Below are 24403 nucleotides of genomic sequence, written 5' to 3' on the forward strand. Positions count from 1 at the left end.
GGAGGGGTATGGACGTCCGGAGCACGGGCCCGGCCGCCGCCGGGCGGCACCTGGCCGACCTGCTGGCCCGCCCGGGCCCCTACCGCACCCGCTGGCTGCGCCACGTCGCCCGGGCCACCCCCGACCGGGTCAACCAGGCCGCCGTCACCCGCGTCCTCGCCCACTGGCTCTGGCTCAACGGCGAGGCGGCGGAGAGCGACACCCTGCCCCGCGCCCTGCGCGACCGGGTCTCCCGCGCCCTCACCGGCCGGATGCTCTCCGCCGGGACGCTGCGCCTGTTCGCGGCGGCCTTCGCCCTGGCCGAGCAGGACGAGGCCGACCTGTGGGCGCTGCTGGACGGCTGAGCCGGTCGCAATCCGTTTGCGCACCCCGGAGGCCCGGTGGCATCGTCCCCGGCATGACGACCCCCACACCCGGCGCTAGCCCGGCACCCGACCGGAGCGCGACCGGCGGCGCCCCGGTGCTGCGCCGCCCGGCCGCGGACGAGTGGACCCGCTACCGCGACGTCCGGCTGGCCGCACTGGCCCAGGCGCCCGAGGCCTTCGGCTCCACCCACGCGCGCGAGGCCGCCTTCACCGAGGAGCGCTGGCGCGAGCGGCTGACCGCCCGCAACACGGTGATCGCCGAGCTGGACGGCGCGCCGTGCGGGCTGGCCGGCCTGGTCGGCGCGGGGGACGGGCGGGCCGAACTGGTCTCGATGTGGGTGCACCCGCGGGCCCGCGGCCGCGGCGTGGGCGACCTGCTGGTGCGGGCCGTGATCGAACGGGCCGAGGAGCTCGGCCGGCCCGAGGTCCGGCTCTGGGTGGCCGAGGGCAACGCCCCCGCCGAACGGCTGTACGACCGGCACGGCTTCGCGCGCACCGGGGAGGAGCAGCCGGTCGACGACGAACAGCCGTGCCGCGGACTGGAGTTCGCGATGACCCGGCCGGCCGGGAGCTGATCCGGTGACCGACCCGCTGCGCCGCCGCTTCGCCGGGTACCGCTGGACGCCGGTCACCGTCGGCTGTTCCGGCGCCACCGTCCACCGGCTGGAGCGGGGCGACATGACCGGCTACCTGAAGGTGGCCGGCCGCCCTGCGCACCCGGACCCAGGCTCCGCGCACCCGGACCCCGGCTCCGACCTCGCGGCCGAGGCCGAGCGGACGGCCTGGCTCGCCGCCCAGGGCATCCCGACCGCGGAGATCCTCGACCAGGACACCGGCCCGGACGGCGGCTGGCTGTTCACCCGGGCCGTCCCGGGACGCTCCGCCGCCGACCCCTGGCCCGCCGAGCAGCTGCCCGCCCTGGTCGACGCGCTCGCCGCCCTGGCCCGCGCCCTGCACGCGCTGCCCACCGCGAACTGCCCGTACGACCGCACCCTCGCGACGACGCTCCCCGCTGCCCGCCGGGCGGCCGCCGCCGGGCTGGTCGACCTCGACGACCTGGACGAGCCGCGCACCGGCTGGAGTACGGACCGGCTGCTGGCCGAACTGGACGCCACCGTACCGGCGGTGGAGGACGTGGTGCTCTGCCACGGCGACCTCTGCCTGCCCAACGTGCTGCTCGACCCGGACACCCTGCGGGTCACCGGCCTGATCGACCTCGGCCGCCTCGGCCGGGCCGACCGCTACGCCGACCTGGCCCTGACCGCCCGCAGCCTCGCCGCCCCGGTCAACGCCCACCAGTACGCCCCCGCCCTGGCCGACCGGTTCCTGACCCGCTACGACCCGCCCGGCGGGGTGGACGAGCGGCGGGTCGCCTTCTACCAACTGCTGGACGAGTTCGCCTGACGCACCGGCGCGCGAATTCCGCCACAGCGAGCTGTTGCACGCCCGTTCGGCCGCCTCATGGGGCGGGTACCTCCAGCAGCGCCCGGCGCGGTTCCTGCTCCGCTGGTCCTGCGCAGCACGGTGCCCGGCAGCCCACGCGGGGCTGCCGGGCACCGTGCGCGCGAGGGTCGGTCAGTGGCCGAGGGCGCTGGCCAGTTGCTGCTTGTTCATCTTCGAACGGCCGTGGATGTTGCGCTGCCTGGCCTCGTTGTACAGCTGGTCGAAGGTGGGGCCCTGGGCGCCCGAGTGCGAGCGTTGGCCGCCGCGGCGGGAGGCCGGCATGTCGTCGATCGAGGAGCGGCTGGCCGTCTTCGACTCGCCGTGCTGGGCGCGCTCCTTGTTGACCGTGCGGGCCGCGATCTCCTCGGCCCGCTTCCGGCTCTCGCCGCGGTCCAGGGCGCTGTCCTTGATGTGCTCGTACTGGCGTTCACGCTTCTTGTTCGAACCGGCGGGCATGGCTCCTCCTCGCATCGCTACGGCACGGCGGCAGCCGGGCTCACGGCGCCGCGGCGTCCGCCGCCGGCGGCTCGGCCTCCTTGTCGGCCTCCGCCTTCGCCCGGACGTCCGCCGGGGTCGGGGTCACGGTCGTGCGCTCCTGCTCCGGCCGGTCCCGCGCCGCCTCGTCGCGTCGCGCGGCCTCGTCCTCGGACCTGCCCATGGTGTGCTCCTCCCTGCGCGTCGATCCCGCTCCGCTCCGGAGCGGCCCACCGCGCGACTACCCCGCCGGAACCATCCCACACCGGGAGGAAAGCCGCAGGCGGCCGGTCCGCAGGCCAGCCGGTCCACTGTTCAGCCGGCCGGTTCACCCTCGGTGATCAGACGGAGCAGGCCCGGGCGGCCGGAGCCGGCGAGCGCCCTCCGCTGGCGCGCCGCGCCGCCGCCTTCGCGCAGCACCCGCTCCAGGACCGGGACCACGGCCGGCCGGTCCCCGGACTCCTCCAGCTCCGGACCGAGCAGGCCCACCAGGTCGGCGACCACGTCACCCGCGGCCCGCAGCCGCCCGCCCAGCGGATCGAACAGCTCCCCGGCGCAGCCGTACCGGGCCGCATGCCACACGGCGCCCCGCAGCACCTCGGGCTCCGGCGCCGCCGACCACCGGCCCGCCTGCCGCTCCCGCACCGCGTGCAGGGCGAGGTTGCGCACCAGGCCGGCGAGCATCACGGCCTCGTCCACGTCGAGCTGGACGTCCGGCGCGCGCAGTTCCACCGTCGGGTAGCGCTCGGACAGCCGCGCCAGCCAGTACAGCTGGCGGGTGTCCCGGATCAGCCCGGCCGCCACCAGGCCCTGGATCCGGCGGTCGTAGTCGGCCGAACCGGTGAACTCGGGCGGCGGCCCGCTCACCGGCCAGCGGCCGAACACCACCGTGCGCCAGCTGGCGAAGCCGGTGTCCGCGCCGTCCCACAGCGGCGAGTTGGCGGCGAGCGCGACCAGCACCGGCAGCCAGGGGCGCAGCGCGTTCAGCACCGCCACGCCGGTCGCCCGGTCCGGGACGCCGACGTGCACGTGCATCCCGGTGATCAGCTGCTCGTCGGTGAGCCGCCCGGTGTCCCGCTGCATGGCGCGGTAGCGGGCGGACGGGGTCACCGGGACGGGCGCGGCCGGCAGGTACGGCGCGGCGCCCGTGGCCGCGAGCAGGCAGCCCTTCGCGAGCGCCGCCTCGCCGAGCGCGTGCCGCATCCGCCGCAGGTGGTCGCCGACCTCCTTCAGCTCGTGGCAGACCGGCGTCGCCACCTCCAGCTGCGCCTGGAGCAGCTCGCGCTGCACCTCGCCGTCCTCCAGCGAGGGCTGCCCGTCGGCGGCCGCCCGTACGCGTGCCGCGCGGGCCACCGGTGTGCCGGTGGCCGGATCGAGCAGGAGGTACTCCTCCTCAACGCCCACGGTGAGCATGCCGAACGGCTACCCCGGACCCGGCGCCCGAACCGCGCGCTACGGGTGTGCGCCGGGTCCGGGCCGGACGCGGTCAGTCCGGCGGGTCCCGGCGCCACGGCCTGGCGCGGCCCGCCAGCCGGGGGTCGACCGGCGGCGGTTCGCGGTCCTCGCGACGCTGCCCCAGCACGAACGCGAGCAGGATGGCCAGCACGAGGACGGCGCCGATGACGATGAGCCACAGGTGCGGCCCGGCTCCGTCCGCGGCGAGCGTGGCCGGCTGAGCGAGATCGATGACTGCCATGCCGTGCGCCTGTCCGGCCGATCCGACGGCAAACCCACCATCCGGCCGCGCCATCCGTCGCGCCGACCCGTTCCGCGGCGGATTCGGCACCGGCGCCGGGGACATACGCACCGCATGGCATCCCTGTTCAGCCGCCGACACCCGACCGGTACGTCCGACGGCCCCACCCCGACCACCGGCCCGCGGCCCGACGGACCCGGCGACCTGTCCCGGCGCTCCTGGTGGGCGGTGCTGCGCCGCACCGGCAAGGAGTTCCTCGAGGACGAACTCGCGGACCGGGCGGCCGCCCTCACCTACTACGGTGTGCTGGCGATCTTCCCCACCCTGCTGGTGCTCGTCTCGCTGCTCGGCGTCATCGGCCGGTCCGCCACCGACGCCGTCCTGGACAACCTGGAGACCCTCGCGCCCGGCCCCGCCCGCGACATCCTGCGCAACGCCGTCGACCAGCTGCAGCACACCGGCGGCACGAGCGTGGTCCTGATGATCGTGGGACTGGCGGGCGCCCTCTGGTCCGCCTCCGGGTACGTGGCGGCCTTCATCCGCTCCGCCAACGCGGTCTACGACATCCGCGAAGGGCGGCCGGTGTGGCGGACCACGCCGCTGCGGCTCTGGCTGACCCTGCTGCTGATGGCGCTGCTCGCGGCGAGTGCGGTGATCGTGGTGTTCACCGGCCCGCTGGCCCGACGCGCGGGCGAGACACTGGGGTTGGGCAGTGCCGCGCTGACGGCGTGGTCGATCGCCAAGTGGCCGGTGCTCGTGCTGCTGGTGGTGGTGATGGTCTCGCTGCTGTTCTGGGCCGCGCCCAACGTGCGGGACCGCGGCTTCCGTTGGATCTCGCCGGGCAGCGTGCTGGCGGTCCTGCTGTGGCTGGCGGCCTCGGCCGGATTCGCCCTCTACGTCGCCAACTTCGCCTCCTACAACAAGACCTACGGCACCCTGGCCGGGGTCATCGTGTTCCTGGTCTGGCTGTGGATCTCCAACCTTGCGATCCTGCTCGGCCTGGAATTCGACGCCGAGCTCTCCCGTGAACGCGCCATCGAGGGCGGGCTGCCGCCGCGCGAGGAGCCGTACGTGCGGCCGCGCTCCACCGAGACCTGGCCCGAGGAGGAGAAGTCGTGAACGAACCGGAACCACCCGGATCGGTGGGATTTGCCGGAACGCCTCCTGGCGCACCCGTGGTGGCCATACATTCGTTGCCACAAGCGATGGTTGACGGCCCGGCAGGAGTGACTGTGGGAACTGGAAGCACGTTCGGCACGGACAACGGTGTGGGATCGACGATCGCCCTGCTGGAGGCGACGCTCCCCGAGGTACGGGAGCAGCGCCGGCGGCTGGAGGCCGAACTCGCCGCCGTCACCGCCCAGGAGACCGCGATCGTCGGCGCGCTGGAGGGGCTGGCGGCGCTGGCCGGCACGCCCGTTCCGGCGGTCGGTACCGCGACTGATGCCACGGCCGACGCGACGGCGGATCCCGCGGTCGATGCGACGGTCGGGCAGGACGGGGACGCGGCGCAACTGCTCGCCCCCGTACGGGCCATGGCGGATGCGCTCGCGCCCGTCTTCGTTCCCGCGCCCGCGGTCGCGGAGCCGGAGCCCGTACGGCGGAGCGCGGCGAAGCGTCCGGCCGCGGCGAAGAAGTCCGCCCCGCGGAAGGCTGCTGCCCCCGCCAAGAAGCCGGCCACCCGCAAGGCGGAGGCTCCGGCGAAGCCCGCCAAGCAGGTGGCGGCCAAGCAGGCGGTCGTCAAGAAGGCCGCCGAGAAGGCTGTGCCGGCGCAGCGGAAGGCCCCCGCCAAGGCCCTCGCGAAGGCCCCTGCCAAGGCGCCGGTCAAGGCTGCTACCGAGGAGCCTTCCCGCCGCCGGCTGACCGACACGGAGAGCCTGCTCGCCGTCCTGGCCGACGCCGAGGCACCCCTCCGGGCCCGCGAGGTCACCACCCTGCTCGGCATCGACCCCGGCGACGCCAACGTCAACGCGGTCCGCACCCGCCTCGAACGCCTCGCCAAGTCCGGCCGGGCCAACCGCACCGGCCGAGGCTTGTACACCACCCCGACCGCCTGACCCTCGTCTCCAGGGGCCAGGGTCCGGGGAACCGTGCGAATGCGCCCGCGCGCGGTTCCCCGGACCCTGGCGCATGCCTTCGATCTGTCGGCCCGGCGTGGTTCTCCGGTTCAGAGATCCCTGAGGAACCGCAGGCTGCGCTGCCAGGTGAGCTCGGAGGCCGGTCGGTCGTGGTCGGCCAGGGTCGGGTCGGTGTAGAAGTGGCCGGCGCCGGGGTAGGTGAACACGGTCGTCACTGCCTCGGCGGCTGCTGCGGACTGCTGGAAGGAGGCGACCCGGGCGGCGGGAAAGTACTGGTCGGGATCGGCGATGTGAACCTGTACCGGCAGGCCGGGTCGGGTGGTGGCGGGGATCTCGGCCAGGCCGTGCCACAACAGCACGCCGGCGGTTTCCGGGCGCGTCGGGAGCAGGGCTTCTGCGACCGAGGCTCCCATGGAGATTCCGGCTAGGACCGTGGTGGCGGGCAGGTCGCGGACCGCGTCACGGGCCCGTTCGGTGATGGCTGCCCATCCGGTGCGCTCGGCCAGGGCGAACCCGTCGGCAATGGTTGCCGCGCTGCGTCCGGCGTAGAGGTCGGGGGCGCGGACCTCGTGTCCGTCGGCCCGCAATCGATCGGCCGCGGCGATCTCGACGTGCCGCAAGCCGTATACCGAGTGGAACAACACGATGACGGCCACGCCGGAAGCCTGACCGACCGGCCGGTTTCGGTCAACTCTGTGACGGGCTGAGCCGGCGCCGCAGCCGATGCGAGGCATGAGGGCTGTCAACCTCGGTGAGCACGGGTGCGACCCTCGCGCGCCGGCCGGGGACAGCTTGTCCGCGATCGGTGACAAGTCCTTTGACCAGGAGTTCTTCATCGGTCACCATGCTCCGGTGACAGTTGAGACCACCCTCGTGAAGGTTGACGCGGATCTGCGCGCCGGCCGGATACCCGTCGCTCGTCAACGCCTGCGCGGTCTGGTGGGCTCGTACCCGGCAGACCTGACGGTCAGGCGGCGGCTCGCCGAGGTCTACCGGTTGTACGGTGAGCCGGCCGAGGCGGGCCGTTGGGCCTACCTCGACGCGGACCGGGATCCGGCCGAGACTGCGGCGTTCGAAGCCCGGCACCCCGACCCGCTCGAACGGATGCTGGCCCTCGCCTGGCGCGGTTCGGAAGGGTCGGCGCGAACAGAGACCGCCCGCGCCCGGCTGGCCGGGCTCCGTGAGGTGGCCTCCGCGCACGCGGGCCGCTCGATCCACTGGGACCACGTGCGCGACCACGCTCAGAACACCGACCAGGACGACTCGACCGGGCTGTTCGCCTGCGCCGGGCTGGCCCTTGTCGTCCTGGTCCTCCTGGGCTTCACGGGGCTCGGCGCCGTCACGTTCGTCCGCTGGTGGCTCTGACCCTTCGCCGGTCGGCCCGCCGTCTCGGAAACCCTTCACGGACCTCGGGCCGGAGCCCTCGGCCGCTACGGGAGGGGCTGGGCGTGGACGGGGGTGTCCGGCATGGGCAGGGGGCCGGTGGTGAGGAGGTTGGTCATGCCCGTGTCGGTGATCTCGACCTGGACGGTGCCTTCGGCGTTGGTGTAGAGGCGGTGGCCGCCGGGCCCCAGGGTGCCGTGGTGTTCGACCAGGACGGACTCCTGTTTGCTGTGACAGCCCTGGGGGCCGGGGAAGGTGAGCAGCCAGCGGGTGGCCGCCGTGGTGGTCATGGTGCTCACCGTCACCAGTAGTGGCGCCGGCCGCCGACCTCGTGGCCGACCGCGCCGAGGATCCACAGGATCAGGCCGATGACGACGAGGACCGCTCCGATCGTCCACAGGAAGCCGAAGCCGGTGATCAGGCCGATGACGAGGAGGATGACTCCGAGGACGATCATGTCGTTCTCCTTGGGTTGGTTCCCCCGCGCTCCGCGTCTGCCCGTTCGCCGGGGGCCCAATCGCCTCGCCTGGACGCGGTGCGCCGCAGCACCACCTGCGGCAGCACCAGCCAGGTGACGGTGAACCAGAGCAGGACGAAGGCGCTCAACCCCCAGGCCAGTGCCGGGTTGCCGGTGGCCGTCCGCAGCAGCAGCAACAGCGCGGCCGCGATGGTCAGGGCCAGCGTGAGCAGCCCCACCGAGATGAGCCGGCCGGCGACCCGGATCAGTTCGGGCTTCATGTCGTGGCCGGCCAGGAAGCGGTGGAAGGCGACCGGGGCGATGAGCGATCCGGTGGCGATCGCGCCCAGCAGGACGGTGACGACGTAGAGGTTCCTGTCGAAGTCGGGCAGGGCCGCGAAGCGCGGCGTGAAGGCGACGCTGACCAGGAAGCCGAAGAGGATCTGCGCGCCGGTCTGGGAGACCCGGACCTCCTGCAGCATCTCGCTCCACAGCCGGTCGGCCCGTTCCTGCGGGCTCTCGTCCCGCCCGTCGGCGGCCGCCGCGGCTGCGGCTTCGTCACGCGTCACGTTCCCCCCTCAGCGAGCAGGGTCCGTCGTGCCCCGGTCGGTGTCGTCCGGCTCGGCCTTCTGCTCGGCGACCGGTGCGCCGCCGCGGACCGTCTTCACCCGCTCCTCCGCCTCCCGGCCGTGCGAGGGCCCGCCCGGACCACCGCCGTGCTCGGCGTCGTGCTCGGTGTCAGGTCGGTCGGGCACGCCGCCGGACCCGCCCTGCGGGATGTCGTCCATGGCCGGTTCCTCCTCGCGCTGGTGGGGTACCGGGCGCCTGCCCGGGCCGCGGTGGGCGAAACGATCGCCGGGTTTCGGGCCGGGTGGACGGGTGAGACGCCCGGACGGGGGACGCCCTCCCCGCCCAGGTGCCGACGCTGCGAACGGAGCCCATCAGATGAAGGTCTCGGACTACATCCTCGAACGCCTGCGGGAGTGGGAGGTGGAGCAGGTCTTCGCTTACCCGGGGGACGGCATCAACGGGCTGCTGGCCGCCTGGGGTCGGGCGGAGAACGAGCCGCAGTTCGTCCAGGTCCGGCACGAGGAGATGGCGGCCTTCGCCGCGGTCGGCTACGCGAAGTTCTCCGGCCGCACCGGCGTGTGCGCCGCGACCTCAGGACCGGGCGCGATCCACCTGCTCAACGGGCTGTACGACGCCAAGCTCGACCACGTCCCGGTGGTCGCGATCGTCGGGCAGACCGACCGCAGCGCGATGGGCGGCTCCTACCAGCAGGAGGTCGACCTGCTCTCGCTCTACAAGGACGTCGCCTCGGCGTACTGCGAGATGGTCACCGTCCCCGAGCAGCTGCCGAACGTGCTGGACCGGGCGATGCGGATCGCCGCCACCAGCCGCACCGTCACCGCCGTCATCGTCCCCGCCGACGTGCAGGAGCTCGACTACGAGCCGCCCGCGCACGCCTTCAAGATGGTGCCCTCCAGCCTCGGTGTCGGCCGCTACGCGCCGGTGCCCTCCGACGAGGACCTCGCCAGGTGCGCCGAGATCCTCAACGCCGGCGAGAAGGTCGCCGTGCTGGTCGGCCAGGGTGCCCGGCACGCCCGCGCCGAGGTCGAGCAGCTGGCCGACGTCCTGGGCGCGGGCGTGGCCAAGGCCCTGTTGGGCAAGGACGTGCTGCCGGACACGCTGGCGTACGTCACCGGCTCGATCGGGCTGCTGGGCACCCGGCCGTCGTACGAGCTGATGCGGGACTGCGACACCCTGCTGGTGATCGGCTCCAGCTTCCCGTACTCCCAGTTCCTGCCCGAGTTCGGCCAGGCCCGTGCCGTGCAGATCGACGTCGATCCATCGATGGTGGGCCTGCGCTACCCGTTCGAACTGAACGTGGTGGGGGACGCGACCGAGACCCTGAAGCGGCTGCTGCCGCTGCTGAAGGTCAAGGAGGACCGGTCCTGGCGGCAGACCGTCGAGGCCAACACCGCCCGCTGGTGGGAGGTGATGGAGCGCCGGGCGAAGGTGGCCGCCGACCCGATCAACCCCGAGCACGTGGTGCACGCGCTGGACGCCCTGCTGCCGGACAACGCCGTACTTGCTGCCGACTCCGGCTCCGCGGCCAACTGGTACGCGCGCCACCTGCGGATGCGCGGTGCGATGCGCGGCTCGCTGTCCGGCACGCTGGCCACCATGGGGCCGGGCGTCCCGTACGCGATCGGCGCGAAGTTCGCCCACCCGGACCGCCCGGCGATCGCGATCGTCGGCGACGGCGCGATGCAGATGAACGGTCTCGCCGAGCTGATCACCGTCGCCAAGTACTACCAGCAGTGGTCCGATCCGCGGCTGATCGTGGCGGTCCTCAACAACCAGGACCTCAACCAGGTCACCTGGGAGATGCGCGCGATGCAGGGCGCCTCGCAGTTCGAGCCGTCCCAGGCCCTGCCGGACGTCCGCTACGCCGACTTCGCGGTCCAACTCGGCCTGTACGGAGCCCGGGTGGAGAACCCGGAGGACGTCGAGCAGGTGTGGCGGCAGGCGCTGGCCGCCGAGCGGCCGTTCGTCATCGACTTCCGTACCGACCCGGCCGTGCCGCCGATCCCGCCGCACGCCACGCTCGACCAGGTCCTCGCCGCCGCCTCGGCGGTCGTGCACGGCGACAGCGACCGCGCCGCCGTGGTCAAGCAGGGCCTCAAGGCGAAGATCCAGGAGATGCTGCCCGGCGGCGGTAGCTGACCGTGACCGACGAGATCATGGACGACGGGCCCGACCTGGCGGCTCCGGAGAAGGCCTTGCGTGCCGAGGTCGACGCTGAGGTGCGCTTCGACGCAGAGTGCGTGACCGACCGGAGTGCGATGTCGATCGACGCGGACGGTCCGACCGGCACTTTCCAGGACGAGAACGGGGACCTGCCCTGGTAGTCGCGGGGGACACCCGGCCGGTCGACCCGTCGGAGACCGCTTGCCGCGGGAGCTTCCTCCGCACTCGAGGGGATAGCGCGCCCGGACCGGTCCCGGTCGGATCGGTCAGTCCAGGTGCGCCTGGAGGTCGGCGATGCGGTGGGTGGCGTGGGTGAAGGAGGCGGGGTCGAGGCGGCCCGAGGTGAGGGCGGTGGCGAGGGCGGCGGTGGCGTCGCGGCCCTGGGCGGGGTCGCCGGAGGAGCAGAGCAGCAGGTCCACGCCGGCCGTGGCGGCGGCGACCGCGCGGTGGCCGGTGTCGCCGAAGTCCTGGAGTGCGCCCGCCTCCAGGGCGTCGGAGAGGGTGACGCCGCGAAAGCCCAGGCGGCCGCGCAGTTCCTGCTCCACCACCGTGGGCGACAGTCCCGCCGGCCGGTCGGCGTCCAGGGCGGGGTAGACGGCCCAGGACAGCATGACCAGGCGTACTCCGGCGGCGATGGCGGCCCGGTACGGCGCCTCGTGGACGGCCCGCAGGGTGGCCGCCTCGATCGGCAGGGTGACCGGCGCCAGGTCGGTGTTCTCGGCGCTCGCCGCGCTGCCCAGACCCGGGAAGTGCTTGGCGGTGGCGGCGACGCCGGTGCGTTGCTGCGCGGCGAGGAAGCCGCTGCCGAGTGCGGCGACCTGCTGCGGGTCGCTGCTGTAGGAGCGTTCCTTGCGGTCGATGAAGTTGCCGGGTTCCTGGTAGACGTCGAGGACCGGGGCGAGGTTGACGTTCAGGGCGAGGCCCGCGAGGTTCCTCCCGGCGCCGGTGCCGGCGTCGGCCGCCGCGGCCATCGGGTCGGCGGCCCGGCCCACGGCCCGGGCGGACAGCTCCGGGGCGCCGGGCACCCGCCGCACCAGCCCGCCCTCCTGGTCGGTCATCAGCAGCAGCGGTGCTCGGACACCGCTGCTGTGCCGTGCCTGGCGCAGCAGCCGGACGGCCGATCCGAACTGGCGGGCGTCCTGGTAGTTGTCCTTGAAGAAGATGACGCCGGCGGCCCGGCCGCCGCGGATCTCGGCCAGCAGATCGTCGGGCGGGGTGAGGCCCCGGTAGGAGTGGATGACCCGCTGCCCGGCGAGTTGCAGCACCGTGGGCCCGGCGGGCGGGTTCGGCGCGGCCCCGGTCGCCACGGCGACCAGCAGCAGCGCCGCTGCGGTGACGGTCCATCGGGTGGGCACGGGTACGCGCATGGGCCTCTCCTTCGTACCCCCGTCGACCCGGCCACCCTACGACGGGCCTTGGCCGACGCCCGCGAACACCGCCGCGTGTGTCACTCGACCGGCCTGGGTGCGGTGGCAACGCGCCGTACGAGTGCGGCCCGCCCCGCCGTACGGGTACGACTCGCCCGGCCGTACGGCGGGGCGGCCGACGGGCGGGGGCGGATGGCGCAGGCTCGCAGGCATGCGCCACCTCACCCGCCGGACCGCCCTCGCCGCGGCCGCCCTGGCCCTGCTGCTGCCCGCGGCAACCGCCACCGCGCGGGCCGACGATCCCGGCCCGGAGGTGGCGGTGGTGGACGGGCTCGGCTTCGACACCTGCACCGCGCCGCCGTTGGCGACGATGCGCACCTGGTGGGACGACTCGCCGTACGAGGCCGTCGGGATCTACCTCAGCGGAAGTCAACGAGCTTGCAGGCAGCCAGAGTTGACAGCAGCCTGGGTGCGGGAGGTGCAGGCGATGGGGTGGCGGCTGATCCCCACCCATGTCGGCCTGCAGGCCCCGTGCAGCGCCCCCGACAGCAAGCCGCGGAAGTTCGATCCGGACCGGGCCCGCGAGCAGGGCCGGCAGGAGGCCGACGAGGCGGTGGCAGCGCTGACCGCGCTGGGCCTGGGCCAGGGCAGCCCGGTCTACCTGGACATCGAGGCCTACGGTCCGGCCGCCGATCCCGCCTGCGGCGCGGCGGTGGTCGACGCCGCCGTCGGCTGGACCGAGGAACTGCACCGGGCCGGCTACCTGGCCGGCTTCTACTCCAGCTCCGACTCGGGCGTCCGGGACCTGGTGGCCGCGGCCCGGGCCGGGCGGTCCCCGCTGCCGGACGCGCTCTGGTACGCCCGCTGGGACCGCCGCGAGGACACCGGCGGCAGCGGCGCGGTGCCCGACGACCTGTGGACCGGTCACCGGCGGATCCACCAGTACGAGGGCGACGTGCCGGAGAGCTGGGGCGGCGTGAGCCTGAGCATCGACCGCAACCGGCTCGACGGCCCGGTCGCGGTGACTGCCGGGGCGCCGGACGGACGGAGCAGCGGGCACGAGGGCGCCCGGAGCGGCATGCGGAGCGGCGTGCGGCCGCAGGGACCGGCCGCGGCCGGCGAACCGCGGACCGACCGGCCGCTCGCCTGACCGACCCACCCTCGACCCGCCCCCGGTCGACCGACCCACCCTCGACCCGCCCCCGGTCGATCGGCTGACCCGGAGCGCGCCGCCGAGCAGGCGGGGAGCGTCGGACCGGTGCAGGGCCTCAAGGCGACGATCCGGGAGATGCTGCCCGGCGGCGGCAGGGACTGAGCCGCGGACACCCGGGTGCGCGGACGGACGCATCGTTCGCCGATCCGGGGTAGACGCCCGGTACGAGTCGCATCACCCGCCGGCGGACCGGACCTCGGTGCCGAGCGCCATTCGTTCCTGTAGGCCACCATGACCGCGCCCGAACTCGAACCGCCCTGGCACCCGGTGCAGCTCCGGGTCTCGCTGCCGCCGCGCCCCGACGTGCTCGCCGTCGCCCGGGAACTCACCCGGGCGTTCCTGGCGCTGCGCCCAGCGGACGGGGCCCCCGCACCGGAACGGATCGTCGAGGACGCGCTGCTGCTGGTCACCGAGCTGGTGAGCAACGCGCGCCGGCACGCGCCCGGGCTCTGCCGGCTGCACCTCTCGCTGCACCCCTGCCGGCTGATCGTGGAGGTGGAGGACAGCAGTCCCTTGCTGCCGCGGCTGCGCCCCGCCGACCTGAGCGGCCGGGTCGGCGGAATCGGGCTGCACGTCGTGCACCGCGTCGCAGCGTACGTGCGCACCGTGCAGATCGCCGGGAACGGCAAACGGGTGGAGGCGGAACTCGACTGGCTGGACCTGCTCTGAGCCGCCGGACGCGCGGGCTACGGCGCCCGGTCGGTCGGGCCGTCGTCGCCGTCCGACCAGCCCGGGGCGTCCCGGTCCTCGAGGCGCTCGCGCAGGCCTGACAGGGTGGTGGAGAGGATCCGCGAGACCTGCATCTGGGAGACGCCGATCTCGTCCGCGATCTCGGACTGGGTGCGGTGGCCCCAGAAGCGCAGCATCAGCACCTTCTGCTCGCGGTGCGGCAGTTCGGCGAGCATCGGGCGCACGGCGGTGCGGAACTCGGCGAGGTCGAGGTTGGTGTCGTACTCGCCGAGCCGGTCGAGCAGCGCGCTGCCGGCGGCGTCGGTGTCCTGCTCGCGCAGCGAGTCCAGCGAGTTGGGGCGGTAGACCCGACCGGCGACCAGCCCCTCGACGACCTGTTCGGTGGTCAGGTCCAGGTGTGCGGCGATCTCCTCGGGGTGGGGGAGGCGGCCGAGTTCCTGCTCCAGCTGGTCGGAGCCGCGGGTGACGGAGAGGTACAGCTCCTGCATGCTGCGCGGCACCCGCACGGGCCAGGAGGTGTCACGGAAGAACCGTTTGATCTCGCCGGCGATGGTCGGGATGGCATAGGTGAGGAACTCGACGCCGCGTTCGTGGTCGTAGCCGTCGATGGACTTGATCAGGCCGATGGTGCCGACCTGGATGATGTCGTCCATGTCCTCGGCGCGGTGGCGGAACCGGGAGGCGACGAACCGCACCAGCGGCATGTTCAGCTCGATGATGGTGGCGCGGACGTAGCTGCGGGCGTGCGTCTCCGGGGCGAGCGAGGCGAGGCGGGCGAAGAGCGCGTCGCTGAGCCGGCGGGCCTCGTCCTTGCCCATCGCACGCAGCTCGTCCTGGCTCGGGCAGGCCGGGACGCCGGCCGGCACCGCGCTGGGCGGGGCGTCGTCGCGGGCGCGGTACAGCCCGGCCGGGCCGGTCGGGGGGCGGATGCGGACAGTAGGCATGGAAGATCTCCTCAGGCTCTGGCACGAGTGCCGCGGCCCGCGCGACCGCCGCTCGCGGTCACCACGCACGCCGCAGGCCTTGCCCGGGATCGCGCCCGGCTCCCCTGGAGCCGTGATGGGCGGTGGTTTCGGGCACCTGCATCGGTGCGGAAGACGGCCTGTGCAGATCGCAGACCGGTCCATGTGAATTCATCCGATAACAGACAATCTACACCCGCCCCTCGTCGCCGGGCCGGTGCATGCCCGCCCCGCGACCGGGCAGACGCGCCCCGACCGGGCCCCGCGCCGGGCGCCCGCGTCCGGCCGCCCGGCTCCGCGACAGGAGGAAGCGATGACTCCCCGGACCCAGGCAACACCCCTGGACGTCTACCTGAACGATCACCTCACCGGCGCGTACGGCGGCGCCGCGCTGGCCCGCCGGATGGCGGACGCGCACGCCGCCGGCAGCCGGGCCGCGGACCTGCGCACGCTCGCCGAGCAGGTGGCCGAGGACCGGGACGAACTCGTCCGGATCATGGCCGGCCTGGGCGTCCCCGTGCGGCACTACCGCACCTGGCTCGGCGTGGCGGCCGAACGGTTCGGGCGGCTCAAGCCGAACGGCACCCTGCTGCGCCGCGCCCCGCTGTCCGACCTGGTGGAACTGGAGGCGATGCGCACCGGCGTGGAGGGCAAGGCGGCGCTGTGGCACGCCCTGCGGGCCGTCGCCGACCAGGACCCCCGGCTGGAGCCGGCGGCCCTGGACCGCCTGGAGCGCCGCGCCGCGGACCAGGCCGCCACGCTGGACGGCTGGCACCGCTCGGTCAGCGCCGAGGTGCTCCCGGGCCCCGGCCGCAGCCACCCCCGCCGCGTGACCGGGCCCTGACCGGCCGGGCCCCTCAGGGGCCGGTCAGGCGGCCTCGGTCAGCACCCCGTCGATCGCGCCGAGGAAATCGTCCAGGTCACGGGGGTTGCGGGAGGTGATCAGCGGCCAGCCGCCGGTGTCGTCCCGGACCACCGGAGCATCGGTCCAGTCCGCACCGGCATTGGCGATGTCGGTGCGCAGCGAGGCGTACGAGGTCAGCCGCTTGCCCTTGAGCAGGGCCGCCTCGACCAGCAGCCAGGGGCCGTGGCAGATCGCGGCGATCGGCCGGCCCCGGGCGGCGAACGAGTGCACCAGGGCGACCGCGGCGTCCTCCAGCCGCAGCGCGTCGGCGTTGAGCGTGCCGCCGGGGATCAGCAGCAGGTCGTAGCCGGCCGGATCGACGTCGGCGAGCGCCAGCGTGGGCCGGGTCCGTTCACCCGGCTCCTGGTCGCCGACCAGCGTGCGGATCGGGTCGGGGGACGGCGCCGCGACGTCCACCGAGGCACCGGCCTCGCGCAGGTGCCGGACGGGTACCAGCAGTTCGTCCTGCTCGACGCCGTAGTTGGTGACCACGGTCAGGACACGACGGTCGGAGAGTTCGTTCTCGGTCACGGTGCTGCGCCTTCCTGCTCGGACGGTGATCCCCCGCGTTCTCCCCACGGACGCGGCTTCCCAGGTGGGAGGGCCTCACACGTGCGGCCGGGCTTGCCGAGGGTTTGCCGGGTGCCGTTCCCGGACACCCGCCGTGGTGCCGCTGCACGTCGGAGCGGAGCCGTTCATCAGGCCCCGGGCCATGGCCCGGGGCCCCGGCCGACCTGCGGGGCGGTCCGACGCGGTCCGGCCGGCCGGGCGGCGGCAACCCGGCGGCGGAATGCCCGCACGGCGTGGCGGAGGTCGGGGTGCACCGCGAAGAGCCCCGCCGTGCCGCTCACCCGGAGCAGGCGCAGCACCGACGTACCGGGCGCGAGCAGGACCAGCGTGCGGCCGGTGCGGCGGGTGGTGGTGCGGGCCGCCAGGAGCAGGTTCGGTCCCGCGCAGGAGCAGAACGGGACGTCCCGCAGGTCGACGCAGAGCAGCATGCACGGGAGCGCGAGCGTGCGGGCCAGGGCGGCGCGGGCGACCGGTGCGGTGTCCAGGTCGAGGTCGCCGACGAGGCGGCACAGCCCGGCCCCGCCGAGGCGGGCGGTGAGCGCCCGGAGGCCGGCCACCGGTGGGCGAGCAGCGTCGTTCGGACGGCGATCCATGACCGGCCTCCTGGCCCGTCGATGGTCCCCATGCGAACCAGGGAGCCGGCGCGCACCGGCACGCCTCCGGGAGCCCCGGGCAGGCGGCGGGCGAGAACGGCGGGGACAGCAAGCCTCCGCGGCGGACACCTGCCGTGATCCCCGCCTTACGCCGGGTCGACGCCGCCTGAACGGCCCGCGGACGGTTCGTGGGCGGCCGGCGGTACGGCCCGATTCCGGAGCCGCGCGGCCACCGGTAGCTGAACGTGCCCGGCCGTATCCGCCGCACACCAACGGCGGCGACCCTGGCCCGATGTGAGCGATCGTCAGTTCAACTCCCTTGCTCCGCACGCTGACCTGGGGCGCGACCGGGTCGCGCCGGTTCGGAGAATGGGCCGGCCCAGTGCTTGAATCTGCTCCTCGGGTGGGGTGTTCGGTCGTCCGTTCGCTTCGTGCGGGACGGCTCGGGGGCCGGTCCGCCACCATCCGTGCCCCGGACCGCCGCAGGTCACCGCGCGGGTGCCGGGGGAGCACCGGGCAGCGTCGCCCGGTGTCGGGACGTGGGGAGGGGAGCCGGGATGGCGTCATTGGGAGAGCGGCTGAGCGAGGCCCGGGAGCGGTCCTTCGTCGGCCGCGAGGCGGAGCTCGCCCGGTTCGAGGATGCGCTCGCGGGCGACCCGCGGGCACCGTTCGCGTTCTACCTGGTGGGGCCGGGCGGCATCGGGAAGTCGACGCTGCTGCGCTGCCTGGCCGACCGTGCCGCCGCCGCGGGCCGCCTGGTCGTGGAGCTGGACGGCCGCTTCGTCGGCCGGGACCCGGCCGACTTCGAGCGGGCGGCCGCCCCCTTCCTGGACGTCCCCGGCACCGTCCTGCTGGTGGACTCCTTCGAGCACTGCCAGTGGCTGGAGAGCTGGTTGTGGCACCGCTTCCTGCCGCGCGCCGCGGACAGCGCGCTGGTGGTGCTGGCGGGGCGGCTCGCGCCGCAGCCGCAGTGGACCGCCGATCCGGCCTGGGCCGGCGTGCTGCACGTCTCGGAGCTGGGCCCGTTCTCCGAGGAGCAGGCCCGCAGCCTGCTGGCCGCCGCGCAGGTCCGGCCCGAACTGCGGGAACGGGTGCTGCGGTTCGCCGGCGGCAACCCGCTGGCGCTCTCCCTGGCGGCCGCCTCCGGTGTGCCGGCGCTGGGCGGCGAGGAGCTCTGGGCGCCCTCGGCGGACGTCCTGCGGACCCTGCTGGCCGGCCTGGTCGGCGAGGTGCCGACGGCGGCGCACCGCCGCGCCCTCGAACTCGCCGCGCAGGCCCACTCGACCTCCGAGGAGCTGATCGCCACCGTGCTGCCGGAGGTGGACGCCCACCTGCTGTTCGGCTGGCTGCGCGACCTGCCGTTCATGGAGTCCACCCGGCGGGGCCTGCACCCGCACGACGCCGCCCGCGAGACGCTCGCCGCCGACCTGCGCTGGCGGGCGCCCAACGCGTTCGTGGCGATGCGCCAGCGCCTGATGGACGAGTACCTGCGGATCCTGCGCGAGGCACCCGAGGAGCGGGTGTGGACCGTCACCGACGAGCTGTTCTACCTGTTCCGCGAGGGCGCCACGCTGGCGCGGCTGCGCACCTGGTCCCGCGAGGACGAGGTGCACGAGCGCCCGCTGCACCCGGACGACCTGGACACGCTGCTGCGGATGACCGAGGAGACCGAGGGGCCGGCCTCCGCCGAACTGGTCCGCTACTGGGCGCAGCGCCAGCCGGAGGCGTTCAGCGTCTACCGGCTCGTGGAGAGCGGTCGCACCGTCGCGTTCACCGCCCGCCTCGTCCTCCAGGCCCCCGCCGATCCGCTGGACCTGGCCACCGACCCGGTGGTGGCCGCCGCCTGGGCGTACACCGAGGCCACCGCGCCGGTGAACCCCGGCGAGCACATCGGCGTCAGCCGCTTCACGGTCTACCCGGAGCGCTACCAGGTGCCCTCCCGGGTGATCGACCTGAGCAGCTCCCGGGCCCAGGCGGAGGCCGCCCGGGCCCGCGGCCGCGCGTACGGCTTCGCGGTCTGGCAGGACGCCGAGGCCTGGGCCGACCGGGTCCGGGGCACCCTCGCCGACACCGGTGCCCGACCGCGGGTGGGTGACCACAGCTACGGGCTGTTCGCCGTCGACTGGCGCCTGGTGCCGGTCGAGGACTGGCTGCGCCGCTTCATCGCCGCCCCGGACGAGCCGGCCCCGTCCGGGCCCTCGGGGGTCACCCGCAGTGCGTTCGACCAGGCCGTCCGGGAGGCGCTGCCGCACTGGCGGGACCCGGGGGCGTTCGCGGTCTGCGCCCTGCTGCGGGTCCGCCTGGCGGCGGACCTGGCCGACCCGGTCGAGGAGCTCCGGGACCTGCTCCGGGAGGCCGTCGACGACCTGGCCCGCGACCCGCGCGGGGTCCGCGCCCGGGAGGCGCTGACGGCCGGCTACTTCTCCGGCGCCCCCACCCAGGAGGCCGCCGCCCGCCGCCTCGGCCTCCCGTACGGCACCTACCGCCGCCACCTGCGCCAAGGCCTCGACCTGCTCTGCGAGGCCCTCTGGCAGCGGGAGCTCTACGGCCCGCGCTGAACCGGCGCCGCAGAGCGGGCTCGCCGGCGGGTGGACAGCGGTGGACAGCGGTGGACAGTGATCGTCGCCGCCGGGTCTGGATAGTGGACAGCGCCCGGCGTGAGGCTGTGCCACATGAACCTCCAGCACTCCTCGGCCGGTCCGCCGGCCCCCGTCCGGCGCCCGGGGCCGGCGCTCGCGGCGCTCGCCGCGGCCCAGTTCACGGTGATGCTCGCGACCTCGATCGTGAACGTCGCGCTGCCCCAGATCCGCTCCGGGGTGGGTCTGTCCGACGGTGGCACCACCTGGGTGGTGAACGCCTACGGCCTGGCGTTCGGGGCGCTGCTGCTGGCGGGCGGCCGGGCCGGAGACCTGTTCGGGCGCCGCCGGGTGCTGGTGCTCGGACTCGGGCTGTTCGCCGGGGCGTCGGCCGCGGCCGGGCTGGCCACCTCCCCGGGCGTGCTGATCGCCGCCCGCGCCGTCCAGGGGCTCGGAGCCGCGGCCATCGCCCCGGCCGCGCTCGCCCTCGCGATGGGCGTGTTCCCGTCCGGGGCCGGGCGCGGCAAGGCGCTCGGGGTGTGGGGGGCGGTCTCCGGCGCCGGCGGCGCGGGCGGCGTCCTGCTCGGCGGACTGCTCACCCAGGCGTGGGGCTGGCCGTGGATCTTCCACTCGGTGGCGCTCGGGGCGGTGCTGGTGCTGGCCGCCGTCCTGCTCCTGGTGCCCCGCTCGGCCGGCCGGCCCGGGGAGCGCTTCGACCTGCTGGGCACCGTCACCGTCACCGCCGCACTGACCTGCCTGGTCTGGGGTCTGACCACGGCGCGGGGCGCCGGCTGGACGGACGGCGGGGTGCTCGGCGCCCTGGCCGGCGCCGCCGTGCTGCTCGGGGCGTTCGCCGCGATCGAGCGCCGCCGGCCGGACGCGCTGGTGCCGCCGCGGATGTTCCGCACCGGCCGGGTGGCGGCGGGCAACCTGCTGATGGCGCTGCTCGGTTCGGTGTGGATCGCGCTCTTCTTCTTCCTGCCGCTCTACCAGCAGCAGGTGCTGCACTCCAGTGCGCTGGCCACCGGTGCGGGCCAACTCCCGCTCGCCGGGGCCAACATGCTCGGCGCCGCCCTCGCGCCCCGGATCGCCCGGCGGCTGGGTGCCGCCACCACCGTGACCGCGGCGCTGCTCACCGAGGCCGCCGGGCTGCTCTGGCTGTCCCGGATCAGCGCGGACGGCAGCTACCTGGCCGACATCCTGGGGCCGAGCGTGCTGGTCGGCCTCGGCCTGAGTGTCGCCTTCGTGCAGCTCACCGCCCTGTCCGTGGACGGCGTGCCGCCGCAGGACGCGGGCCTGGCCGGCGGTCTGGTGAACACCACCCGGCAGGTCGGCGGCGCGATCGGCCTCGCTGCCCTGGCCACCCTGGCGGGATCGGTGACCACCGGCGCAGCCGCTCACCGGACCCACCTGGAGGCCCTGACCGCCGGGTACCGGGCCGCGTTCCTGGTCTCGGCCGGCGTCCTGGCCGCCACCGCGGTCCTCGCCCTGCTCCTCACCCGCCGCGGCCCGGCCCCCGAGCCGGTCGCCGCCGCGGCACCGTCCGCGCCGGCCCCCGTGGTGCCGTCCGCCTGAGCCCCGGTCCGGGGCCACCCGAACCCGATCCGATCCGATCCGACGCACCGCACGTGCGGGCGTTCCCCTGGGAAGAGAGAACCATGACTGCCGACAAGCCGTACCTGACCGGCCACTACACCCCCGTCGCGGACGAGGTCACCGCCACCGAGCTGACCGTCGAGGGCACCCTGCCCCCCGAGCTGACCGGCCGGCTGCTGCGCAACGGCCACAACCCGAAGCCCGGCGTCACCCCGACCCACTGGTTCAAGGGCAGCGGCATGGTGCACGGCATCCGGCTGCGCGAGGGCCGCGCCGAGTGGTACCGCAACCGCTGGGTTCACACTCCCGCGCTCGACGGCGCCCCCTACATGACCGAGAAGGGCCCCGACTTCACCGCCAGCCCCGCCGGCACCCACATCATCGAGCACGCCGGCCGCCTCCTCGCCCTGTGCGAGGCGAACTTCCCGTTCGAGCTCACCCCCGAGCTGGAGACCGTCGGCGCCTACGACTTCGACGGCAAGCTGCGCGGCATGATGACCGCGCACCCCAAGGAGGACCCGGTGACGGGTGAACTCCACTTCTTCGGGTCCTCCCCGTTCCCGCCGTTCCTGACGTACCACGTCGCCGACGCCAAGGGCCGGATCGTGCACAGCGCGGAGGTCCCGGGGGCGACCGCCTCGCTCAAGCACGACTTCGCCATCACCCGCCGCCACGTGGTCTTCGTCGAGGGCAACGTCACCTTCGACCCGACCGAGCACTCCGGCATCCCGTACGGCTGGAGCGACGCGCAGCCGGCCCGGATCGGGGTGATGCCGCGCGGCGCCGGCGGGGAGCGGCAGGTGCGTTGGTTCTCCATCGAGCCGGGCAACATGCTGCACGTCTCCAACGCCTACGAGGACGGCCAGGGGCGCATCGTGCTGGAGGGGCCGACCGTGGACCGCGAGGGCTTCCGGCTCTCCTGGAACTGGTGGATCGGCGCACCCGACCGCGGCACCGAGCCCAACACCCGTTCCTACACCCGCCGTTGGGTCATCGACCTGGCCACCGGCACCGTGGACGAGCAGATCATCGACGACCTCGCGGTGGAGTTCCCGACCCTCAACGAGAACTATCTGGGCGCCGAGAACCGCTACCAGTACGCGGTCTCCTTCCCCGACGAGAAGGGCTTCGGTGGCTACGGCGTGGTCAAGTACGACCGCACCACCGGCGCCCGCCGCATCCACCAGGTCGGCGACGCCCGACTGCCCAGCGAGGCGGTGTTCGTGCCGGCCGCCGGCGCCACCGGCGAGGACGACGGATACCTCCTCACCGTGGTCTCGGACCTCAAGCAGAACGCCTCCCAGCTCCTGGTCATCGACGCCTCCGGCCTCGACCGGATCGCCACCGTCCACCTGCCCCGACGGGTCACCGCCGGCATCCACGGCTCCTGGGTCCCCGACACCGACCTGAACGGCCCCACGGCCTGACCGGGCCCCACGCTCCGCACCCGCCGTCGTGCCGGTCCACCCGTGCCGCGACGGGATCCTCCGCCGCACGTCCCCGCAAAGAATCCGTACCACGAAGGAGAACTGCCATGACCGCTTCCGCCAACGCCCTGCTCGCCGAGCCGTGGAAGGCCCTGTGGAACAACGACCTGTCCCTGACCGACAAGATCATCGCCCCCGACTTCGTCGCGCACGCCGCCCCCATCACCGGCTCCGGCGACGACACCGTGCACGGCCGTGAGGGCCTGAACGGCTGGGTGGCGGGCATCCACACCATCCTGCGCGACCTCAGCTTCGAGATCACCGTCGGCCCGATCGCGACCGACGACCACCTGGTGGTCCGCTGGGCGGCCGACGGCATCTACGCCGGGGGCTTCCCGGGCGCCTCCGAGGACGCCGTCGGCAACCGCGTCCGCTTCACCGGCACCGACACCCTCCTGGTCAAGGACGGCATGCTCGCCGAGTACTGGGCCAACGCCGACAGCCTGCTGTTCGTGCAGCAGCTCGGGGTCCGCGAACTCTCCTGACCGCCCCACACCCCTAACGCCGGCCCTGCCCCGCTGCCCCTCCCGACCCCCGGGAGGGGCAGCGGGCAGGGCCGGCGGGCTCAGCGGGCGCTGCCGAGGTCCCGGTCGGCCTCGGCACCCTCGATCAGCAGGGTGCTCTCCTCCACCCGCCGGAACCGCCCGTCCGGGGCGAACTCCGCGAACAGGTAGACCTCCATCCGGACGGTGGAGCCGTCCGTCTTGGTGACCGTGACGGTGTGCCGGTCCGCGTAGCGGTCACCGTCGGTGAGCTCGTCGTGAACCACGACCGAGCCCTCGGCGACCACCTCGCGCAGGTGGGCCATGTGGGCCAGGAACCCGGCCCGGTCGTCCCACCGGCCGTCGGTGCGCTGGCGGTAGTCGGGGGTGAAGTGCCGCTCCACGGCCTCCTCCAGGTCCAGGCCCGGGGTGAGCAGCAGGTCGGTGAGGGCGGCGTGGATGTCGGTGCGGTTCACGTGGGTCCTCGGGTGCGCGGGGGAGTGCCCCGCAGTTGGGGCCGGACGGTGTGCCCTGGGCACGGAACGGCACTGTACAGGGGGTACCCGTGCTTCCCGCACGCGGATATGACGCGCAGTGACCGGTCCGGGAGCTGGTTGGACCAAGAGGGCCGGGGCAGGCGCGACCCATGATGCTGTTGAGACCGCCCGGGGTCTACCCGCCGCAGGGCGACAGCGCCCTGCTGGCCCGGGCCCTGATCGAGGAACTCTCCGCCCGGCGCGCCCCGGGCCGCGCCGAGGTGCTGGAACTGGGCACCGGCAGCGGCGCGGTCGCCGTGGTGGCGGCGGGCATGGGCGCGCGGGTCACCGCCGTGGACGTGTCCTGGCTCGCGCTGGCCACCGCCTGGATCAACTCCAGGTTGCGCCGGCGCCGGGTGCATCTGCGCCACGGCGACCTCGGTGCGCCCGTCCGGGGCCGCCGCTTCGACCTGGTGGTCAGCAACCCGCCGTACGTGCCCGCCCGGTCGGCCGGGGCGCCCGGCCACGGCCCGGAGCGGGCCTGGGACGCGGGCCCGGACGGTCGGCTGCTGCTGGACCGGATCTGCCGCCAGGCGGCCGGCCTGCTGGGCCCCGGCGGGGCCGTGCTGCTGGTGCAGTCCTCGCTGGCCGCTCCGGCCGCCACGCTCGACGCGCTGGCCGCGGCGGGGCTGCGGCCCCGGATCGTGGCCCGCCGCCGGCAGCCGTTCGGCCCGGTGATGTCGGCGCGGGCGGCCTGGTTCGAGCAGCAGGGGCTGATCCCGCGCGGGGTCCGGGACGAGGAACTGGTGGTGATCCGCGGTGCCCGGCCGGCCTGAC

At 74.5% G+C, this 24403-nt stretch carries 30 protein-coding genes; 16 read left to right on the forward strand and 14 right to left on the reverse strand.

Annotated features, from left to right (window positions below; all coding sequences use genetic code 11):
* Window positions 1-8 precede the first annotated feature (8 nt).
* Genes ABT014_RS21070 through ABT014_RS21080 form a run of 3 tightly spaced genes read left to right on the forward strand, consistent with a single transcriptional unit; the run spans window position 9 to window position 1769 of the window.
* The gene (locus ABT014_RS21070) at window positions 9-344 is read left to right on the forward strand and encodes a hypothetical protein (RefSeq protein WP_350640524.1); all 336 of its coding nucleotides are present in this window, start codon (window positions 9-11) and stop codon (window positions 342-344) included.
* 53 nt (window positions 345-397) lie between these two features.
* Entirely contained in the window at window positions 398-940 is a 543-nt protein-coding gene (locus ABT014_RS21075; protein ID WP_350640525.1) for a GNAT family N-acetyltransferase, read from the forward strand.
* A gap of 4 nt (window positions 941-944) precedes the next feature.
* Window positions 945-1769: an APH(3') family aminoglycoside O-phosphotransferase gene (locus ABT014_RS21080; protein WP_350640526.1), complete on the forward strand. Its 825-nt coding sequence runs from the start codon at window positions 945-947 to the stop codon at window positions 1767-1769.
* Window positions 1770-1940: 171 nt separating this feature from the next.
* Here the strand turns inward: ABT014_RS21080 and ABT014_RS21085 are convergent, their stop codons facing one another.
* The 4 genes from ABT014_RS21085 to ABT014_RS21100 form a co-directional block, all read right to left on the reverse strand.
* Window positions 1941-2264: a plasmid stabilization protein gene (locus tag ABT014_RS21085; protein ID WP_350640527.1), complete on the reverse strand. Its 324-nt coding sequence runs from the start codon at window positions 2262-2264 to the stop codon at window positions 1941-1943.
* A gap of 40 nt (window positions 2265-2304) precedes the next feature.
* A complete protein-coding gene (locus tag ABT014_RS21090; RefSeq protein WP_350640528.1) occupies window positions 2305-2466 on the reverse strand; it encodes a hypothetical protein in 162 nt (53 codons plus the stop codon).
* A 131-nt stretch (window positions 2467-2597) separates the two neighbouring features.
* Window positions 2598-3695, reverse strand: a complete 1098-nt coding sequence (locus tag ABT014_RS21095; protein WP_350640529.1) for a carboxylate-amine ligase — start codon at window positions 3693-3695, stop codon at window positions 2598-2600.
* 73 nt (window positions 3696-3768) lie between these two features.
* Window positions 3769-3978 carry a DUF6479 family protein gene (locus ABT014_RS21100; protein WP_350640530.1) on the reverse strand — a complete coding sequence of 70 codons (210 nt, stop codon included), beginning with the start codon at window positions 3976-3978 and terminating at the stop codon, window positions 3769-3771.
* A gap of 114 nt (window positions 3979-4092) precedes the next feature.
* On the opposite strand from ABT014_RS21100, the gene ABT014_RS21105 reads away from it, so the two are divergent.
* Window positions 4093-5097: a YihY/virulence factor BrkB family protein gene (locus ABT014_RS21105; RefSeq protein WP_350640531.1), complete on the forward strand. Its 1005-nt coding sequence runs from the start codon at window positions 4093-4095 to the stop codon at window positions 5095-5097.
* A 113-nt stretch (window positions 5098-5210) separates the two neighbouring features.
* Window positions 5211-6035, forward strand: a complete 825-nt coding sequence (locus ABT014_RS21110) for a hypothetical protein (RefSeq protein WP_350640532.1) — start codon at window positions 5211-5213, stop codon at window positions 6033-6035.
* 110 nt (window positions 6036-6145) lie between these two features.
* On the opposite strand, the gene ABT014_RS21115 is transcribed toward ABT014_RS21110, so the two are convergent.
* Complete coding sequence (locus ABT014_RS21115) at window positions 6146-6712, reverse strand: dienelactone hydrolase family protein (protein WP_350640533.1); 567 nt, start codon at window positions 6710-6712, stop codon at window positions 6146-6148.
* A 196-nt stretch (window positions 6713-6908) separates the two neighbouring features.
* Here ABT014_RS21115 and ABT014_RS21120 point away from each other — a divergent pair, with 196 nt between their 5' ends.
* Window positions 6909-7421 (forward strand): DUF6584 family protein, encoded by a 513-nt coding sequence (locus ABT014_RS21120; RefSeq protein WP_350640534.1) that lies wholly within the window; start codon window positions 6909-6911, stop codon window positions 7419-7421.
* Between the two features lie 65 nt (window positions 7422-7486).
* Here ABT014_RS21120 and ABT014_RS21125 read toward each other — a convergent pair whose 3' ends face one another.
* From ABT014_RS21125 to ABT014_RS21140, 4 genes are read right to left on the reverse strand one after another with little or no spacing between them, the layout of a single operon-like run.
* Window positions 7487-7729 (reverse strand): DUF6296 family protein, encoded by a 243-nt coding sequence (locus ABT014_RS21125; protein ID WP_350640535.1) that lies wholly within the window; start codon window positions 7727-7729, stop codon window positions 7487-7489.
* A gap of 11 nt (window positions 7730-7740) precedes the next feature.
* Window positions 7741-7896 carry a DUF6131 family protein gene (locus tag ABT014_RS21130; protein ID WP_350640536.1) on the reverse strand — a complete coding sequence of 52 codons (156 nt, stop codon included), beginning with the start codon at window positions 7894-7896 and terminating at the stop codon, window positions 7741-7743.
* On the reverse strand, window positions 7893-8465 hold the full coding sequence (locus tag ABT014_RS21135) for a DUF6328 family protein (RefSeq protein ID WP_350640537.1): 573 nt from the start codon (window positions 8463-8465) through the stop codon (window positions 7893-7895). The genes ABT014_RS21130 and ABT014_RS21135 overlap by 4 nt, the downstream gene beginning before the upstream one ends.
* A gap of 9 nt (window positions 8466-8474) precedes the next feature.
* The gene (locus ABT014_RS21140) at window positions 8475-8684 is read right to left on the reverse strand and encodes a hypothetical protein (RefSeq protein ID WP_350640538.1); all 210 of its coding nucleotides are present in this window, start codon (window positions 8682-8684) and stop codon (window positions 8475-8477) included.
* Window positions 8685-8841: 157 nt separating this feature from the next.
* Between ABT014_RS21140 and ABT014_RS21145 the strand changes: the two genes are divergently transcribed.
* Both ABT014_RS21145 and ABT014_RS21150 read left to right on the forward strand, forming a co-directional pair.
* Window positions 8842-10626, forward strand: coding sequence for a thiamine pyrophosphate-requiring protein (locus ABT014_RS21145; protein WP_350640539.1), 1785 nt, complete (start codon window positions 8842-8844; stop codon window positions 10624-10626).
* A 2-nt stretch (window positions 10627-10628) separates the two neighbouring features.
* Window positions 10629-10811, forward strand: coding sequence for a hypothetical protein (locus ABT014_RS21150; RefSeq protein WP_350640540.1), 183 nt, complete (start codon window positions 10629-10631; stop codon window positions 10809-10811).
* Window positions 10812-10916: 105 nt separating this feature from the next.
* On the opposite strand, the gene ABT014_RS21155 is transcribed toward ABT014_RS21150, so the two are convergent.
* Window positions 10917-12017: a glycoside hydrolase family 3 N-terminal domain-containing protein gene (locus ABT014_RS21155; RefSeq protein ID WP_350640541.1), complete on the reverse strand. Its 1101-nt coding sequence runs from the start codon at window positions 12015-12017 to the stop codon at window positions 10917-10919.
* Window positions 12018-12228: 211 nt separating this feature from the next.
* Here ABT014_RS21155 and ABT014_RS21160 point away from each other — a divergent pair, with 211 nt between their 5' ends.
* Both ABT014_RS21160 and ABT014_RS21165 read left to right on the forward strand, forming a co-directional pair.
* On the forward strand, window positions 12229-13167 hold the full coding sequence (locus ABT014_RS21160; RefSeq protein WP_350640542.1) for a DUF1906 domain-containing protein: 939 nt from the start codon (window positions 12229-12231) through the stop codon (window positions 13165-13167).
* Between the two features lie 294 nt (window positions 13168-13461).
* Window positions 13462-13899 carry an ATP-binding protein gene (locus ABT014_RS21165; protein ID WP_350640543.1) on the forward strand — a complete coding sequence of 146 codons (438 nt, stop codon included), beginning with the start codon at window positions 13462-13464 and terminating at the stop codon, window positions 13897-13899.
* Window positions 13900-13916: 17 nt separating this feature from the next.
* Here the strand turns inward: ABT014_RS21165 and ABT014_RS21170 are convergent, their stop codons facing one another.
* Window positions 13917-14864, reverse strand: a complete 948-nt coding sequence (locus ABT014_RS21170) for a SigB/SigF/SigG family RNA polymerase sigma factor (RefSeq protein WP_350640544.1) — start codon at window positions 14862-14864, stop codon at window positions 13917-13919.
* A gap of 331 nt (window positions 14865-15195) precedes the next feature.
* On the opposite strand from ABT014_RS21170, the gene ABT014_RS21175 reads away from it, so the two are divergent.
* Window positions 15196-15726, forward strand: a complete 531-nt coding sequence (locus tag ABT014_RS21175) for a hypothetical protein (RefSeq protein WP_350640545.1) — start codon at window positions 15196-15198, stop codon at window positions 15724-15726.
* A 24-nt stretch (window positions 15727-15750) separates the two neighbouring features.
* Here ABT014_RS21175 and ABT014_RS21180 read toward each other — a convergent pair whose 3' ends face one another.
* Window positions 15751-16317, reverse strand: a complete 567-nt coding sequence (locus ABT014_RS21180; protein WP_350640546.1) for a type 1 glutamine amidotransferase domain-containing protein — start codon at window positions 16315-16317, stop codon at window positions 15751-15753.
* Between the two features lie 167 nt (window positions 16318-16484).
* Entirely contained in the window at window positions 16485-16949 is a 465-nt protein-coding gene (locus ABT014_RS21185; protein ID WP_350640547.1) for an STAS domain-containing protein, read from the reverse strand.
* Window positions 16950-17506: 557 nt separating this feature from the next.
* On the opposite strand from ABT014_RS21185, the gene ABT014_RS21190 reads away from it, so the two are divergent.
* The 4 genes from ABT014_RS21190 to ABT014_RS21205 all read left to right on the forward strand — a co-directional run bounded on the left by ABT014_RS21190 (window position 17507) and on the right by ABT014_RS21205 (window position 23093).
* The gene (locus ABT014_RS21190) at window positions 17507-19507 is read left to right on the forward strand and encodes an AAA family ATPase (protein WP_350640548.1); all 2001 of its coding nucleotides are present in this window, start codon (window positions 17507-17509) and stop codon (window positions 19505-19507) included.
* A gap of 114 nt (window positions 19508-19621) precedes the next feature.
* The gene (locus tag ABT014_RS21195; RefSeq protein ID WP_350640549.1) at window positions 19622-21100 is read left to right on the forward strand and encodes an MFS transporter; all 1479 of its coding nucleotides are present in this window, start codon (window positions 19622-19624) and stop codon (window positions 21098-21100) included.
* A gap of 83 nt (window positions 21101-21183) precedes the next feature.
* A complete protein-coding gene (locus ABT014_RS21200) occupies window positions 21184-22548 on the forward strand; it encodes a carotenoid oxygenase family protein (protein WP_350640550.1) in 1365 nt (454 codons plus the stop codon).
* 107 nt (window positions 22549-22655) lie between these two features.
* Entirely contained in the window at window positions 22656-23093 is a 438-nt protein-coding gene (locus ABT014_RS21205) for an ester cyclase (protein ID WP_350640551.1), read from the forward strand.
* An 80-nt stretch (window positions 23094-23173) separates the two neighbouring features.
* Here the strand turns inward: ABT014_RS21205 and ABT014_RS21210 are convergent, their stop codons facing one another.
* The gene (locus ABT014_RS21210) at window positions 23174-23566 is read right to left on the reverse strand and encodes a nuclear transport factor 2 family protein (protein WP_350640552.1); all 393 of its coding nucleotides are present in this window, start codon (window positions 23564-23566) and stop codon (window positions 23174-23176) included.
* 170 nt (window positions 23567-23736) lie between these two features.
* Here ABT014_RS21210 and ABT014_RS21215 point away from each other — a divergent pair, with 170 nt between their 5' ends.
* On the forward strand, window positions 23737-24402 hold the full coding sequence (locus tag ABT014_RS21215) for a HemK2/MTQ2 family protein methyltransferase (RefSeq protein WP_350640553.1): 666 nt from the start codon (window positions 23737-23739) through the stop codon (window positions 24400-24402).
* The last annotated feature ends 1 nt before the right edge of the window (window position 24403 follow it).

The organism is Kitasatospora sp. NPDC094015, from assembly GCF_040304075.1.
In the GTDB taxonomy this organism is placed as follows: domain Bacteria; phylum Actinomycetota; class Actinomycetes; order Streptomycetales; family Streptomycetaceae; genus Kitasatospora.

Excerpts from the sequence above, each read along its gene's own strand:
- ABT014_RS21105 (WP_350640531.1), top strand. The coding sequence starts at position 4,093 with ATGGCATCCCTGTTCAGCCGCCGACACCCGACCGGTACGTCCGACGGC.
- ABT014_RS21185 (WP_350640547.1), bottom strand. The coding sequence starts at position 16,949 with ATGGATCGCCGTCCGAACGACGCTGCTCGCCCACCGGTGGCCGGCCTC.
- ABT014_RS21175 (WP_350640545.1), top strand. The coding sequence starts at position 15,196 with ATGACTCCCCGGACCCAGGCAACACCCCTGGACGTCTACCTGAACGAT.
- ABT014_RS21205 (WP_350640551.1), top strand. The coding sequence starts at position 22,656 with ATGACCGCTTCCGCCAACGCCCTGCTCGCCGAGCCGTGGAAGGCCCTG.
- ABT014_RS21200 (WP_350640550.1), top strand. The coding sequence starts at position 21,184 with ATGACTGCCGACAAGCCGTACCTGACCGGCCACTACACCCCCGTCGCG.
- ABT014_RS21170 (WP_350640544.1), bottom strand. The coding sequence starts at position 14,864 with ATGCCTACTGTCCGCATCCGCCCCCCGACCGGCCCGGCCGGGCTGTAC.
- ABT014_RS21130 (WP_350640536.1), bottom strand. The coding sequence starts at position 7,896 with ATGATCGTCCTCGGAGTCATCCTCCTCGTCATCGGCCTGATCACCGGC.
- ABT014_RS21125 (WP_350640535.1), bottom strand. The coding sequence starts at position 7,729 with ATGACCACCACGGCGGCCACCCGCTGGCTGCTCACCTTCCCCGGCCCC.
- ABT014_RS21095 (WP_350640529.1), bottom strand. The coding sequence starts at position 3,695 with ATGCTCACCGTGGGCGTTGAGGAGGAGTACCTCCTGCTCGATCCGGCC.
- ABT014_RS21070 (WP_350640524.1), top strand. The coding sequence starts at position 9 with ATGGACGTCCGGAGCACGGGCCCGGCCGCCGCCGGGCGGCACCTGGCC.
- ABT014_RS21085 (WP_350640527.1), bottom strand. The coding sequence starts at position 2,264 with ATGCCCGCCGGTTCGAACAAGAAGCGTGAACGCCAGTACGAGCACATC.
- ABT014_RS21195 (WP_350640549.1), top strand. The coding sequence starts at position 19,622 with ATGAACCTCCAGCACTCCTCGGCCGGTCCGCCGGCCCCCGTCCGGCGC.
- ABT014_RS21090 (WP_350640528.1), bottom strand. The coding sequence starts at position 2,466 with ATGGGCAGGTCCGAGGACGAGGCCGCGCGACGCGACGAGGCGGCGCGG.
- ABT014_RS21145 (WP_350640539.1), top strand. The coding sequence starts at position 8,842 with ATGAAGGTCTCGGACTACATCCTCGAACGCCTGCGGGAGTGGGAGGTG.
- ABT014_RS21075 (WP_350640525.1), top strand. The coding sequence starts at position 398 with ATGACGACCCCCACACCCGGCGCTAGCCCGGCACCCGACCGGAGCGCG.
- ABT014_RS21215 (WP_350640553.1), top strand. The coding sequence starts at position 23,737 with ATGATGCTGTTGAGACCGCCCGGGGTCTACCCGCCGCAGGGCGACAGC.
- ABT014_RS21155 (WP_350640541.1), bottom strand. The coding sequence starts at position 12,017 with ATGCGCGTACCCGTGCCCACCCGATGGACCGTCACCGCAGCGGCGCTG.
- ABT014_RS21160 (WP_350640542.1), top strand. The coding sequence starts at position 12,229 with ATGCGCCACCTCACCCGCCGGACCGCCCTCGCCGCGGCCGCCCTGGCC.
- ABT014_RS21100 (WP_350640530.1), bottom strand. The coding sequence starts at position 3,978 with ATGGCAGTCATCGATCTCGCTCAGCCGGCCACGCTCGCCGCGGACGGA.
- ABT014_RS21190 (WP_350640548.1), top strand. The coding sequence starts at position 17,507 with ATGGCGTCATTGGGAGAGCGGCTGAGCGAGGCCCGGGAGCGGTCCTTC.
- ABT014_RS21140 (WP_350640538.1), bottom strand. The coding sequence starts at position 8,684 with ATGGACGACATCCCGCAGGGCGGGTCCGGCGGCGTGCCCGACCGACCT.
- ABT014_RS21165 (WP_350640543.1), top strand. The coding sequence starts at position 13,462 with ATGACCGCGCCCGAACTCGAACCGCCCTGGCACCCGGTGCAGCTCCGG.